This window comes from Prochlorococcus sp. MIT 0604, assembly GCF_000757845.1.
Classification (GTDB): Bacteria; Cyanobacteriota; Cyanobacteriia; order PCC-6307; family Cyanobiaceae; genus Prochlorococcus_A.
The window spans coordinates 1342907-1357316 of sequence record NZ_CP007753.1; the positions used below are offsets into that span (position 1 = coordinate 1342907).

Annotated in this window: 13 protein-coding genes and 2 tRNA genes; 10 read left to right on the forward strand and 5 right to left on the reverse strand. The window is 32.1% G+C overall.

The window, feature by feature from the left end:
- Positions 1-37 precede the first annotated feature (37 nt).
- The 3 genes from trpC to EW14_RS07470 are packed head-to-tail and all read right to left on the reverse strand — an operon-like array spanning position 38 to position 3260.
- Positions 38-925, reverse strand: a complete 888-nt coding sequence (gene trpC / locus EW14_RS07460; protein ID WP_042850851.1) for an indole-3-glycerol phosphate synthase TrpC — start codon at positions 923-925, stop codon at positions 38-40.
- A gap of 12 nt (positions 926-937) precedes the next feature.
- Positions 938-2377, reverse strand: coding sequence for a dihydrolipoyl dehydrogenase (gene lpdA, locus EW14_RS07465; protein WP_042850852.1), 1440 nt, complete (start codon positions 2375-2377; stop codon positions 938-940).
- Between the two features lie 7 nt (positions 2378-2384).
- Positions 2385-3260 carry a TrmH family RNA methyltransferase gene (locus EW14_RS07470; protein WP_369794282.1) on the reverse strand — a complete coding sequence of 292 codons (876 nt, stop codon included), beginning with the start codon at positions 3258-3260 and terminating at the stop codon, positions 2385-2387.
- A gap of 160 nt (positions 3261-3420) precedes the next feature.
- Between EW14_RS07470 and murA the strand changes: the two genes are divergently transcribed.
- The 5 genes from murA (at position 3421) to EW14_RS07490 (ending at position 7813) form a co-directional block, all read left to right on the forward strand.
- On the forward strand, positions 3421-4791 hold the full coding sequence (murA, locus tag EW14_RS07475; RefSeq protein ID WP_042850854.1) for a UDP-N-acetylglucosamine 1-carboxyvinyltransferase: 1371 nt from the start codon (positions 3421-3423) through the stop codon (positions 4789-4791).
- A 402-nt stretch (positions 4792-5193) separates the two neighbouring features.
- Complete coding sequence (locus tag EW14_RS10420) at positions 5194-5337, forward strand: hypothetical protein (protein WP_197049572.1); 144 nt, start codon at positions 5194-5196, stop codon at positions 5335-5337.
- A tRNA-Leu gene (locus EW14_RS07480) sits at positions 5316-5397 on the forward strand. Before EW14_RS10420 ends, EW14_RS07480 begins: the two co-directional genes overlap by 22 nt.
- A gap of 5 nt (positions 5398-5402) precedes the next feature.
- The gene (locus EW14_RS07485) at positions 5403-6578 is read left to right on the forward strand and encodes an aspartate aminotransferase family protein (protein ID WP_042850855.1); all 1176 of its coding nucleotides are present in this window, start codon (positions 5403-5405) and stop codon (positions 6576-6578) included.
- Between the two features lie 11 nt (positions 6579-6589).
- Positions 6590-7813 carry a folylpolyglutamate synthase/dihydrofolate synthase family protein gene (locus EW14_RS07490; protein WP_042850856.1) on the forward strand — a complete coding sequence of 408 codons (1224 nt, stop codon included), beginning with the start codon at positions 6590-6592 and terminating at the stop codon, positions 7811-7813.
- 5 nt (positions 7814-7818) lie between these two features.
- On the opposite strand, the gene EW14_RS07495 is transcribed toward EW14_RS07490, so the two are convergent.
- Positions 7819-9174: an FAD-binding oxidoreductase gene (locus EW14_RS07495; RefSeq protein ID WP_042850857.1), complete on the reverse strand. Its 1356-nt coding sequence runs from the start codon at positions 9172-9174 to the stop codon at positions 7819-7821.
- 38 nt (positions 9175-9212) lie between these two features.
- Entirely contained in the window at positions 9213-10448 is a 1236-nt protein-coding gene (locus EW14_RS07500) for an amidohydrolase family protein (protein WP_042850858.1), read from the reverse strand.
- A gap of 129 nt (positions 10449-10577) precedes the next feature.
- Here EW14_RS07500 and EW14_RS07505 point away from each other — a divergent pair.
- The 5 genes from EW14_RS07505 to EW14_RS07525 all read left to right on the forward strand — a co-directional run bounded on the left by EW14_RS07505 (position 10578) and on the right by EW14_RS07525 (position 14340).
- Positions 10578-10650: transfer RNA gene (locus EW14_RS07505), tRNA-His, on the forward strand.
- A 72-nt stretch (positions 10651-10722) separates the two neighbouring features.
- Positions 10723-12117, forward strand: a complete 1395-nt coding sequence (gene miaB / locus EW14_RS07510) for a tRNA (N6-isopentenyl adenosine(37)-C2)-methylthiotransferase MiaB (protein ID WP_042850859.1) — start codon at positions 10723-10725, stop codon at positions 12115-12117.
- A gap of 12 nt (positions 12118-12129) precedes the next feature.
- Positions 12130-13197: a D-alanine--D-alanine ligase family protein gene (locus EW14_RS07515; RefSeq protein ID WP_042850860.1), complete on the forward strand. Its 1068-nt coding sequence runs from the start codon at positions 12130-12132 to the stop codon at positions 13195-13197.
- 10 nt (positions 13198-13207) lie between these two features.
- Positions 13208-13618: a hypothetical protein gene (locus EW14_RS07520; RefSeq protein WP_042850861.1), complete on the forward strand. Its 411-nt coding sequence runs from the start codon at positions 13208-13210 to the stop codon at positions 13616-13618.
- Positions 13615-14340 (forward strand): cell division protein FtsQ/DivIB, encoded by a 726-nt coding sequence (locus EW14_RS07525; protein WP_042850862.1) that lies wholly within the window; start codon positions 13615-13617, stop codon positions 14338-14340. The genes EW14_RS07520 and EW14_RS07525 overlap by 4 nt, the downstream gene beginning before the upstream one ends.
- The last annotated feature ends 70 nt before the right edge of the window (positions 14341-14410 follow it).

The following is a 14410-nucleotide window of genomic DNA, read 5'->3' on the forward strand; positions in this document are numbered from 1 at the left end:
TGTTTATTCAATTTTATAGCACGATTTGAAGTCAATATTAAATTGAATTAAATAATTTCTTGAACGATTGTTCAATATCAGTTTCTCTCATAAAAGTTTCACCAATTAATACTCCCATGATTCCAATAGATCTAAGCGATTCTAAATCTTCGGCACAATTAATTCCGGATTCACTTATGGGAATAATATTTTGTTTTAAAAATATATCTGCATATGTATGCATCAATTCTATTGATGTTTTTAAATCCGTTTTAAAAGTCTTTAAGTCCCTGTTATTTATTCCAATCAAATTAAAAGATTTTAACTTTAGAATCCTTTCTAATTCATTAGAGTTATGGACTTCAACAAGAACACTCATCTTTAAATTATCAGCTATTTTCTTTAAATAAATTAAATCATCATCACTTAAAATCGCAGCAATTAATAATATTGCATCAGCACCAGATACCCTTGCTTTATAAATCTGATAAGCAGAAATAATAAAATCTTTGCAAAGAAGAGGGAGATTAGTTGATTTCCTTACAGTTTCGAGTATTTCATAACTACCTTGAAAAAACCTTTGATCGGTAAGTACTGATATACATGATGCACCTAATCCTTCATAACAAATTGCTATGTCTTCAGGATTAAAATCTTTTCTAATCACTCCTTTACTCGGACTAGCTTTTTTTATTTCAGCAATTACTCCTGGTTTTATTTTTGACTCCAAGATATTTTTATAAAAATCTTTGGGAGCAGGAAGGTTTTCAATCTTTTTTATGATGTCTTCTAAAGAAACTATTTTTTTAAAATTCTTAATTTCAATGTCCTTATGCCATACAATTTCTTCCAGAATGTTTTTTGCTTGTGCTTCTCTATGAGGTACAGCATATTCTAAATTTTCTACCCTTACTGTTGGATTAGGTGGCCTGCGTCTTATCTCCATTAATTTTAGATATTATTTTATTTGAGAAGCCGCCTGTTTATATGCGACCTCAACTACTTCACTAAGAGTAGGATGAGTATGAACTTCTTTAGATAATTCAATTACATCTTGGTTCCTTGAAATAGCGTTCGAAATTTCTTGAATTAAATCAGCTGCATGTAACCCAAAAATATGTGCTCCTAATACTTTCCCATTATCTTTGTTGAAAATCAACTTTAGCAATCCATCACTCTCTAATTCAGCCAATGCTTTTGAATTAGCCTTAAAGAAACTTTTGACAACTCCCAAAGTAAAATTTTCTTTTGTAGATATCTCTTTAGCTTCAACTTCAGAGAGACCAACTGAACTTATCTCTGGGTGAGTAAAGGTTGCTGCGGGGATACTTTTATAGTTAATTTCGACATTACCACCGCAAATATTATCAACAGCAATAGTACCCTGCGCTGCAGCTGTATGGGCAAGCATTAGTTTGCCCGTCACATCTCCAACAGCCCAAATGTTAGGTATTACTTCATCACCATTCTTAACTCTCATTTGATCATCTACAGGAATGAAACCTTTTACTGTTTCGATACCAACCGACTCAAGATTTAAGTTATTACTATTAGGACTTCTGCCAGTTGCGACTAGTACAGCGTCAACTTCTAAAGTTTCTACAACTTCCCTAGATTTTGCATCAGTCAGTTCTATTTTTACAGGGCATCCCGGTGTTATTTTTGTCGCAAAGACATTTGATTTTGTGTCTATATCTCTTGCTTGAATAAGGTTCTTCTTAGCAATTTTAGTGATGTCTGGATCAAATGTTGGCATAATATTCTCCAAAGCCTCGATCATGGTAACTTCACAACCAAGCGCGGTATAAACATCAGCAAATTCTAGTCCTATATAACCGCTTCCGATAATTGCTATCCATCTTGGAAGCCACTCAAGTTTAACCGCATCATCGCTAGTAAATACGGTCCTATTATCCAAAGTTATTCCTCGGGGCACAAAAGGAGAAGAGCCTGTTGCTATAACAATATTCTTACATGTGAAAATTTTATCAATTCCGTTTTTATCTCTTACACCTACTTTTTGATTTCCCTCAATCCTTCCAATGCCCAAAATAATTTCAACTCCACTCCTTTTAAGAGTTTTTGTTAAATTTTCTCTAACATTTAAAACTAAATTATTTGCATGATCTGCAATTTTTGATCTCTCGAACCTTACTGGGGAAGCATGAATACCAAATTTAGCCAAATGTTCATAATCAGCTATTTCTCTAACTTTTCCACTTGCAGCCAAAAGAGCTTTTGATGGAACACACCCCTTGTTAACACAAGTCCCTCCCATATCAGAAGACTCTACTATTGCAACTTTCAGTCCCTTACCAGCAGCATGTTTAGCGGCATCAAAACCTCCATATCCTGCTCCTATTACGATTAAATCAAAATCAAAACTTGAATCAGTCACTTTTTATTTATTTATTAGAGGTGTATGCGACTCTTTTTCGTTCTAGTAATAACGGAACTGCAACACAAGCCACATTCAATGATTCTACAAGCTCACTATGCGGAATTGTAATTGTTTCATTAAAAGCTTCTTGAATTTTTTTATGAATACCTCTACCTTCATTACCCAAAATCAAGACAGTAGACTTAGTCCAATCAATTTCCCAGTATGGTTTTGAAGGGTTTTTTGAGCTTTTATTAAAGCTACTAGTGGAAAAAATCTTAAACCCCTCATTTGATAATTCAGATAAAGACTTTAATAAAGAATTTATTATTTCTTCTTCAGTACCCTCATATCTTTGAAATGGAAGATTAAAGACCGCGCCAGTTGATGCTCTTAATACTTTTTGGCTTAATGGATGCGCACCTCCAGCTAAAAAAATTGCATCAACACCAGCAGCTAAAGCAGTTCTAAAAAGATTACCCATATTCCCAGGATCTTGAATCCTATCTAGAACAAGAACAAAATCATCATTACTATTGAATTGATAATTAGGTATCGATGAAATTTCTACTAATGCTGCGATGCCATCTGGATTAACTGTTGAAATCGCAGAAGCTAAAACCTCTTCTGAAACCAAAGTTAATAATGATTCATCAAACTGTTTACTAAGATTTTGGTTCTTTTTTAGCCATTTTTCAGTAACTAAAATTTTGGAGGGAGAATTTCCAGACTTCAGCAATTCCTCAATAAGATGCGTACCCTCTATACAAAAAAAATCTTTATCTTTACGAGAGGATCCGCTTTTAAATGATCTAAATCTTTTAACTAGATTATTGTTTTTACTAGTTATTTTTAAAAAAGTATTTTCTATGATTAATTTGAGAAATTCGTTATCAACTATATTTTAATTACATAAATATTTTGATCAATTATTTATTAAATTTTTATTTCTCAAGAAATCAAAAAAATACATTTTCACTTTTAATTAATATTCAAGACGTTACATAGGGTGGACTTAATAATTTTCCTTTGTCATCATGAATCTAATAAATTAAGTCTTAATGATTTGCGTAAGCAAAAAGAAGTCATATCTTAAATCACAAAATTTAAAGATTTTTGGCCAAGGCAAATTAAATGGAATCGTTGAAATAAGTGGTGCGAAGAATTCGGCCTTAGTTTTACTTGCTGCGTCATTACTAACTAATGAAAGAATAGTTCTTCAGAATGTTCCTCGCCTCACTGATATTGAAAAAATGGCTAATATCCTTAGAAATTTAGGGGTTAAAATAATAGAAAAAAACAATAAATTAGAGATAGATTCTCAAAATATTTCTATTAAAGAACTTCCATATGAACTTGTTAATGGACTAAGAGCAAGTTTCTTTTGTATCGGTCCACTATTAAGTAAATTTGGAGAGGCTAAAGTTCCTTTGCCTGGAGGGTGTAATATTGGTTCAAGGCCAATAGATGAGCACATTAACGGGCTTAAAGCACTAGGAGCGGAAATTCTTATTGAAGAAGAAATTGTAAAAGCAAATATAAAAGGAGATAAAAGCAGATTAATTGGTACACATATCAAATTAAAGTGCCCAAGCGTAGGAGCTACTGAAACTTTAATAATGGCCGCATCATTAGCGGATGGAAGAACTACGATTGAGAATGCTGCAAGAGAACCTGAAATTCAGGATTTATGCCAAATGCTAAATAAAATGGGGGCAAAAATTTACGACTCTGGCAAAGAAACAATAATTATTGATGGTGTTAATAAGCTGTGTGGTTGTACTCATAAAGTAATTCCAGATCGAATAGAAGCTGGCACTTTTTTAATAGCGGCTGCTGCGACTTCCTCTTCGATAACAATTTCTCCTGTAATTCCTAATCATCTTGAAGCTGTCACGAATAAGCTTCAAGAGAGTGGAAGTAAAATTACGATTAAAGGAAATTCCATTACAATCAAGGGAAATAAGATCAAAGGGGTAGATATTAAAACAGCTCCTTTCCCAGGATTTCCAACTGACTTGCAAGCACCATTTTCAACTTTAATGGCAATCGCAAATGGTCAATCAAAGATAACTGAAACAATTTTCGAAAACAGAATGAACCATGTTCAATTACTTAACAAAATGGGGGCAAATATAAAATTAAATAAAAATACAGCTTATATCAAAGGTGTAAAAAAAATTAAGGGGATGGATCTAGTTGGATCTGATTTGAGGTCTTCAGCTGCATTAATAATTGCTGGGATTATAGCAGAAGGCACTAGTATAATTTATGGTTTAGAGCATTTGGATAGAGGTTATGAAAATTTTGAATCAAAACTAAAAATATTAGGTGTAAAAATAACCAGAGAGTTTAACAAAAAAACTTTGACAAGTAAGGAATTTAAAACAAGTTCAGACCCTGCAGACATTCCTCGATATAAAGCGGCTTAAATCTCAAAAATCACGAAAAGTATAAAGTATTTAAACGTAAGCAATATTAATGAGTGAAATACAACCTAATAATATGAAGAATAACACCAAGAAACGACTAGACCAAACTTTATTTAAGCCACTAATCTTGAGATCATTCATGCCCATGTTCCACTATTGGATCCAAATGCCGTCAAAATAGTGACTACAACGAAGAGATAGGGAATGAATTGTAAAGATAATTTTTTTGCTTTAATTTTTGTCATTTAATTTTTTTTAAAGTATAACATAATATTACTGAATGTGAAGTTTACTTCTCGTAAATAGGTTTTAATTGTACATTTGCTACAAAATTGTAGCATATATGTCAAATAATGCATTCAAATCTTATTTGTTGTCAGCAAATTCAATGATTATGATTCTATGTTTTTAACGAAAAGATTAGCTATTAACAAGCGTTATCTTGATCCCCATTCCATGGCCAAAAACAATAGTCAATCAGTTGATTTTTGTTATAATAAAAAAGTCATTTTTGCAATAGCCTTGGGAGCGTGGTGGAATTGGTAGACGCACCGCACTCAAAATGCGGCACCTTCGGGTATGTCGGTTCAAGTCCGACCGCTCCCACTTTGATGAATACTTATAGTAGATTCGATATATCCTTCAAAAAAGGTAAAGGTTGTTGGCTATGGGACAAAAAAGGTAAAAAGTATCTCGATGCAGTCGCTGGTATAGCAACTTGTAGTCTTGGACATAGCGATAGAGTTTTAAGAAGAAGGCTATCAACCCAACTAAGAAAGATTCAGCACATTTCCAATCTCTACAACATTGAAGAACAAGAACAATTAAGCAGAACTTTAACGAATATGAGTTGTGCTAAAAGTGTCTTCTTCTGCAACAGTGGTGCGGAAGCAAATGAATCAGCAATTAAATTAATTAAAAAATATGGTAATACAATAAATAAGGGTAAAGAATCAATTATTCTCGCAGCAGAATCCAGCTTTCATGGAAGGACGCTAGCGGCATTGAGTGCTACTGGACAGCCCAAATATCAAAAAGGCTTCGAACCATTAATTAAAGGTTTCAAATTTTTTAAATTTAACAATTTTGATTCGGTAAAAAAATTATTTGAAGAGTGTGAAAATAATGATCAAAAAATTTCAGGCGTTTTAGTTGAACCAATACAAGGAGAAGGTGGCGTAATTCCTGGAAGTAAAATATTTTTTAAAAACCTGAGAGATATATGTGATAAATATAATTCTCTTCTAATTTTAGATGAGGTTCAAAGTGGAGTAGGTCGAACTGGGAAAATGTGGGGTTATGAAAATTTAGGAATTGAACCTGATGGATTCACCCTTGCTAAAGGATTAGGAGGAGGTCATGCAATTGGCGCTTTATTAGTAAAAGAAAAAGCCAATATTTTTAGTCCAGGAGATCATGCAAGCACATTTGGGGGGAACCCTTTCGCCTGTAAAGCTGCCCTAACTGTATTAGAAGAAATAAATAGAAGAAATCTTATCAATAATGTTTACCTAAGAGGGGGACAATTAAGTGCTGGATTTGAAGAATTGTCAAAAAAATTTCCAAATATTATTACCGGGAAAAGAGGTTTAGGTTTAATACAAGGTCTTGTGATCAATGAAGATTATGTTGATGCAAAAAAAATTACATTAAAAGCTTTTCATAAAGGGTTACTGGTAGTTCCGGCAGGAGGAAACGTTGTAAGGATTGTTCCACCATTAGTTATATCTCGAAGAGAAATTAATATTCTTTTGGATAAGCTGAATTTAATTTTTGGAGAGTTATAGCAATTTAAATTTTGAAAAATGCAAATTTAAAATTTTTTGAATTATTATCACCTAAATATGAAAGGGATAATATCAAGTTAGGTTTATCAAGAATTAAAAAAGCACTTCAAAAACTTGGTAATCCTTGCGAGAATATTCCAGCGATACAAATTATTGGAACCAATGGGAAAGGATCAATCGCAGCATACATAGAAAGTATACTTTTTGAAGCTAAAAGTAATTTTGGCGTTACGACATCGCCTCATCTTTTGGACGTATGCGAGAGAATTAGAGTTAATAAAAAAAATATCAACAAAACTGATTTTGAAAAAATCTATAGCTTAATAGAAAAGAATTTTTCAACATTTGAATTAACTCCTTTTGAAAAAATAATTTGCTGCGCACTAAATTTTTTTGACAATAAAAAAGTTGAATTGCTCATTCTTGAAGCTGGCTTAGGGGGAAGATTAGACGCGACAACAGCCCATAAATCTAGACCAATAATTGCTATTGGGAATATTGGCTTAGACCATAAAGAATTTCTTGGAGATACGATTGAAAAAATTGCCAAAGAAAAATTAGCAGTTATTGAAAAAAACTCAATTGTCATCTCATGTAACCAAAATAGTGAAGTTGAAAATTTAATAAACGAAAAAGTTAAAGAGGTTGGAGCGGAAATTATCTGGAAAGATTCAATTTCAAAAAGCTATGAGCTTGGATTAAAAGGGATTTTCCAAAAGCAAAATGCTTCAGTGGCTGTTGGAGCAATTGAAGCGCTGAATAATTTGGGATTTAATATAAAAGAAAAACACATATCTGAAGGTCTTAAAAAGACAGCTTGGAAGGGAAGACTAGAAATAATAAATTATTTGAACAAAGAAATTCTTGTAGATTGTGCGCATAATTATCCCGCTGCAAAAGCACTCTCTGATGAGCGAAGCTATTGGGAGAATGAAGAAAATGGAATTTATTGGATTTTAGGTGTCCAAAGACAAAAAGATATTTACGCAATGTTAAAAACACTTCTAAAGGAAAATGATCACTTATTACTTGTGCCAGTGCCAAACCAACCTAGTTGGCAATTAAATGATCTCTGTCAGATTAAAGAAATTGACTTTCAAAAAATAATTGAATTTAAAACATTTGAACTTGCCATTAAGTATTTATTTTCCCTAGAAAAATGGCCACCTAATCATCCTGTTTTAACAGGTTCTATTTTTTTAGTCGCTGAATTTATTAAGTTTGCTAAAAAATAGAAATCTTAAATATTAAATTGTTCCTTTATTTCCCAGCCTGCCAATTTACCTGGATTTAGTAGCCCTTTAGGATCAAATTTTAATTTCGTTTTAACTTGATCTGCGTCAACCACTCCTAAGCCTCCGCCTTCGACAGTTAAAACATGGGGATTAAAAATAAACGCGCCAAGTTTTTTACAATCTTCCATTATTTCATTTAATTCATCTATCCCATTCCATTTTAATACAGGCAAAGCCGCTAATCGCGGTGATCCTTGTTGAGAAACTGCCTCTAAATGCCAAAGAACTTTTTTACCCCATTTTTTTCTCAAAAAATTAATTAACTCTAGCTCATTATTAAGTGGCAAAAGCATCTGTAAATAAGTCCAATTTTTATCCCTAGACCTCATATGAAGAGTTGTATGGTTCCATACGACTTCAGAAATTCCATTAACGAGTTTTTCTTCTTCCCCAAGGAGCGTAAATTCAACTTTGAATTTTTTACAAATCAACTCGATTGTTTTTGTTCCTCCAAGAGTAGATTGAATTAATATCTTGTGGCTTCTAGAATTACTTTTAAACCATTTTGGCATTTGATCTACAATTTCTTCTTCAAGAATTGCTCCTAGTTTCAGATCAATTGCGGCGCTTGTAAGAGTTTTTAATATTTCTATTGTTTTTTCAAATTCAATACAGTCAATAACTATTGAATACCACCTACGTTTGATATCAGTAGAAAGTAATAAAGAAGTAATTATTCCATTAGTCCCATAAGCATGATTTAAAGGTTCTGATTCTTCAGCATCAAATTTTAATAAATCAGGTTTTTCATTCATCGTCACTGCCTCTAAACCGATAAGATTCCCTGGATCTCTTAAAAATCCCCACCTAATGGAACCAATACCTCCTGACCCACCTGCTATAAAGCCTCCAATTGTAGCGGTTTTCCAGGTACTAGGAAGCAACCTTAATTCTCTTCCATATTTTTCTAATTGTTTATTCAAATCTCCCATGACACATCCAGACTGTACTTTCACAAAACCTGTATCTGGATCAAATTCTTCTAACTTATTAAAGTGAATCATCTGCATTACAACTCCTTTAAACAATGGAACAGCTTGTCCATAATTGCCTGTACCTGAACCCCGTAAAGTAAGAGGGATAGAAAATTCCCAACAAATTTTTGCTACTTTCTTCACAGCATTATGATCAGTAGGTCTTACCACCAAATCAGCGATACATTCGTCTAATCTTTCAGTAAGGATTGGAGAGTAGTTATAAAAATCTTTTGAAAGTCTTTTAACGTCGGATTGGCTTTCAATAATCTCTAAGTTTTTTACTTCCCTAAATTTGTCTAAAAATTTAAGACTATTTGATGTCATTAATAAAATTTCTTGTGTTTTATATATAAATTAGTCGATTAGCAATATAAATCGCCTTTTATATATACTTTTCTCTTTAAGGTAGTCGAAAAAACATCTGCCCATCTTTGTGCATCTAGAATTATAAAGTCAGCAGGACAACCCTTTTTAATTAAACCATCCCATTTTAAATTTAATAATCTGCTTGGAGCTAAAAAAATAGATGATATAGTCATTCTCTCCCAGGGATTTAGTTGAAGCATAGGTATCGAGCAAGACAACATATAAAAAGGGTCAAAATTACTAAATGGATACCAAGGGTCTTGAACATTATCACTACCCAGAGATACATCCACATGTGATTTTTGTAATTGCTTTATTGGCGCAACTGGTCTTTTTAATGATGTAGTTTTATTACTTCGATTGAGCAACCAAAAATTTGTTAGGGGTAAAGCAATAACCTTAATGTTTTTCTCAGCCATTTTTTCTCCTAAATTTAAAATCTCTCTATGACTTAAAGAAATAAGACTACTCAAATGACTACAAGTAATAGGAATACTATTAATTTTTAAATTTTCCATTGTTTCTAATAAAACTTTTATTCCTGCTCCAGGCTCAATAATTGACTCATCTATATGCAAATCAATTTCTAATTTATATTTACTCGCAAGAAGAAGCATCTTTGCAAGAAATTTGCTTGTATTTTTTTTATTGAAAGGGGGTACAATAACACCTCCTAAAATGCCTCCATTAGAGGAAAATATTTTTGCCAATTCTTCTCCTCTAGAAGTATCCCAAAATTCCAATGGAGCTAGAGCAACGAATTGTAAAGTCAACTCAGATGAAAATTTTTTTTGTAATTTAAACAGTTCAATCCAAATATCAATAGATTGACTTTTGTATGTATCAATATGACTTCTAATAGCTCGGTATCCATTTTGTATTGCGAGTTTTAATGATTTCTCAACTCTTTCAAGAACCTTATCTGAAGTTCTAGTTTTATGTTCTTCAAGATTTACTGATAATGCTCCACCATAGTTTGATTCAAGATTAGGGAAGTCTGCCCATGTAAATGATTTATCAAAATGCGAATGCGTTTCAACAAATCTTGGGAATAAAATATTTTTTGGTTTAGTAACTTTATTTTCTAAAGGCTTTAATTCAGAAACAAATCCATCCTCCCAACTAATGGAAACTGAACATAAATCCTCCACATCAATAATGAGGTTGTCTATATCTTCTATTAAACAAAGGCTTCTGGGAATAAGAACCTCAGCTGTGCCAGAATTACTCAATTTTTTAAATTTTCTTTTATTTTAAATCATAAGAAAACTTTACTGAATTAGAAAATAATTCAAATTTCGCCAAAAGATAAAAATAACTATGAAAAATTACCCTTGAGTTGTTAAATTTATAAATGTGAGGCGGGCGTCGCCAAGTGGTTAAGGCAGCGGCTTGTGGCGCCGCTATTCGGGGGTTCGAATCCCCTCGCTCGCCCTCAAAAAAATTGCAGCAAAATTATTTAACTTGTAATTTTGAATTAAAGAATCATAAAAAATTCCTAGCAAAGTGCTAACAAAAACAAAACCAGACGAAAAAATTTTTCAAAAGAATTCAACTACTGGCAGTTATTGGATAACTACATTTGGATGCCAAATGAACAAGGCTGATTCTGAGAGAATGGCTGGTACATTAGAGAAAATGGGATATACCAGAGCAGATAATGAATTAAATGCCGATTTGGTCTTATACAATACATGCACAATCAGAGATAATGCTGAGCAAAAAGTTTATAGCTTTCTAGGAAGACAAGCAAAAAGAAAGCACAAAACACCCAGTTTAAAACTTGTTGTTGCAGGTTGCCTTGCTCAGCAAGAGGGAGAGTCCTTACTGAGAAGAGTCCCAGAACTTGATCTGGTCATGGGGCCTCAACATGTAAATAATCTTGAGAATCTTTTGGGTAAAGTTGATTTAGGAAATCAAGTTGCTGCAACAGAAGAAACATTCATTTCTGAAGATATTACAAGTGCAAGAAGAGAAAGTTCTATTTGTGGCTGGGTAAATATCATTTATGGATGTAATGAAAGATGTTCATATTGTGTAGTCCCTTCAGTAAGAGGGAAAGAGCAATCAAGATATCCAAATGCAATTAAAAGTGAGATCCAAAAATTAGCTGATGATAATTTTAAAGAAATTACTCTTTTAGGTCAGAACATTGATGCTTATGGTAGAGACCTTCCAGGAACTACAAAAGAGGGGAGAAAAGAGAATACCCTAACTGATCTTTTATATTATATTCATGATGTTAAAGGAATTAGCAGAATAAGATTTGCTACTAGTCATCCAAGATATTTTTCAAAAAGGTTGATACAGGCTTGTTTTGAACTTGATAAAGTCTGTGAACATTTCCATATTCCCTTCCAAAGTGGAAATGATGAAATTTTAAAGCAAATGTCCAGAGGATACACTGTTAAAAAGTATAAAAAGATTATCGAGAATATAAGATCATTAATGCCAGATGCATCAATCACAGCTGACGCAATAGTTGCTTTCCCAGGAGAAACCGAACAACAATATCTAGATACATTAAAGCTAATATCAGAAATTGGCTTTGATCAAGTGAATACAGCAGCATACTCTCCAAGACCAAACACTCCTGCAGCAGTTTGGTCAAATCAACTTTCGGAAGAAGTAAAAAAAGCTAGATTACAGGAAATTAATGATTTGGTAGAGAAAACTGCTAGGAGTAGAAATCAAAGATATATCAATAATATTGAAAGCGTTTTAATTGAGGGTTTAAATCCAAAAAATTCCTCGCAAATTATGGGCAGAACCAGAACAAATAGATTAACTTTCGTAGAGATTCCCAAGAACATTGACTTTACTTTTTCATTAGGTGATGAGATAGATGTCAGAATAAATAAAGCAAGACCTTTTTCTTTAACAGGCGAACTTTATTTATGACTTTTTTTCTAAATGATCAGGGGTAAGAAAAAATGTATTGGGTTAATATTTGGCGGAAATTCCAATGAACATGAAGTATCAATATCCTCTGCGAAAACAGTTTATCAAGCATTTAATTCAGAAATAAACAAAGAACGCTTTAAAGTTAAAGCCTTTTACATAAACAAATATGGAGATTGGCTTGATAGTGATAGTTCAGAAAAAATCCTAATTGGTGAAATTGAAAACAATAAAATAAAAAAACAAGAAATTTTTAATCAAGAAAAAATTAACTTCCTTGACGGAATTGAATTTCAAAATGTTGATGTTTGGTTTCCTCTTTTACATGGATTTAATGGAGAAGACGGATCAATTCATGGCTTACTGAGATTTACAAAAAAACCCTTAGTCGGATGTGGAATTTTAGGCTCTGCTTTAGGAATGGATAAAATAATGATGAAATCAATTTTCTCTAATCTTAAACTTCCACAAGTTAATTATCTAGCTGTTCAAAATGAAGATCTAAATGATAATGAAGTAAAAAATAAATTAACTAGAGAGATTTTAAATAAATTTAATTTTCCTATTTTTGTTAAACCATCTAACTCTGGATCATCTCTTGGCATCTCAAAAGTAATAAATGAATCAGAAATATCACAAGCCTTAATAAAAGCCTGGGAAATAGATCCAAGAATTTTAATAGAGGAAGGTTTAGGAGTAAGGGAGATTGAATGCGGAATAATTGGCAATTCAAAACTCTTAACATCAGAGATAGGCGAAGTAAAGTACGAAAGTGATTGGTATGATTATGATTCAAAATATTACTCCAATAATAAAATAACTATCCCAGCCGAAATAGATTCTAAAATTGCAAAAGAAATTAAAGAAATTGCTATTAAAAGTTGTAGAGCACTAAATATTTTCGGTTTTGCAAGAGTAGATTTCTTTTTAGAAAAATCTTCAAATAAAATTTTGCTAAATGAAATAAATACAATTCCTGGTTTTACAAAAAACAGTATGTTTCCAATTCTTTGGGAAGCTTCAGGTTTAAAAATTGAACAACTTGTGGCTAAACTAGTAGATATATCTTTAGATTTGTAATTTAAATCAAATGTTGCATGGATTACTTTGGTTACCGTTACTTATAATCTTCATTTTATTAACTGCACTAGGATGGTTAGAAAGAAGAAGGCAAAATCTTTTTAGAAGTTGGGCGAGTGATTCTGAACTATGCAAGTTAGATAGTTCAGGTGCAGCGTCCTTAAAAGATGGGGAGTTAAAGTGGAGCGCATTTGAAGCTGGTAAATTTGAAGAAAAAGACTGTTTTACAATAAAGAAACTGGAATTAGTTGAATTAATGGCACTAACTTCAGGAGAAGCTCCTTTAACCAGTGAATCTCAGGGTAAGTGCAGATTGAGATTAGTAGGGGATGGTAAAGAGATGGATGTACCATTTTCAGATGCAGAGCTAGCGAGAAAATGGATGTGCCAACTTATGGAAAAAGCTCGATGTGATTTGTGAATAATAAAAAAGTAATCAAAAATAGAAGCTTTTTTTTTCTAATTTCATTTTTATTTTTAACAAGCTTATTAAGCATAAAAACTTTCAAAAAAGTTAATGCTCACGACATTAGGATTTCTGGTAGTAAATTATTTTCGCAGAATGATGTAGTAAAAAATTCATCTTTAGATTTTCCGAGCCGACTAATTTTTGTTGAAACTAATTTGTTAGAAAAAGAATTAAAACAAAATTTATCTCTTAAGAATGTTTCAGTAAATAGAGAATTATTTCCTTTTGGTTTGAAAGTTCATATTGATTCAAGAATTCCAATAGCTTACGGTGAGAGAATATCAAACGGCGAAAAAATATCTGGCTTTATTGATAAAGAGGGAATTTTTATTGACAAACAAAATGCAGACGAAAAAACTTTGAAAAACTTAACTATGGAAGTTTTTGGATGGAAAGAAAAATTTAAAAAAATGTTATCTGAAATTTTTATCGCTATAGAAAATTATGAATTAGAGATAGTTAAAATAACTTTCTCATCCGATGGGTTTCTAACTGTTGAGGAAAAAGATTTAAAAACAATATTCTTAGGATTTAAGCCAAATTTAATCAACTATCAATTACAAATCATGAATAATCTAAAAAATGAATTTAAGAAAAATAAATTTTCAAAAAAAATAGATAATATTGATCTTACTAATCCAGATAAACCAAAAATAAAAGTGTTCAAACCCTAATATTCAAAAAAGGATTTTGAGTAATTTTTTTTAATTATTGTAGTGTTGATATGGGTTTTGCATTCAAAAC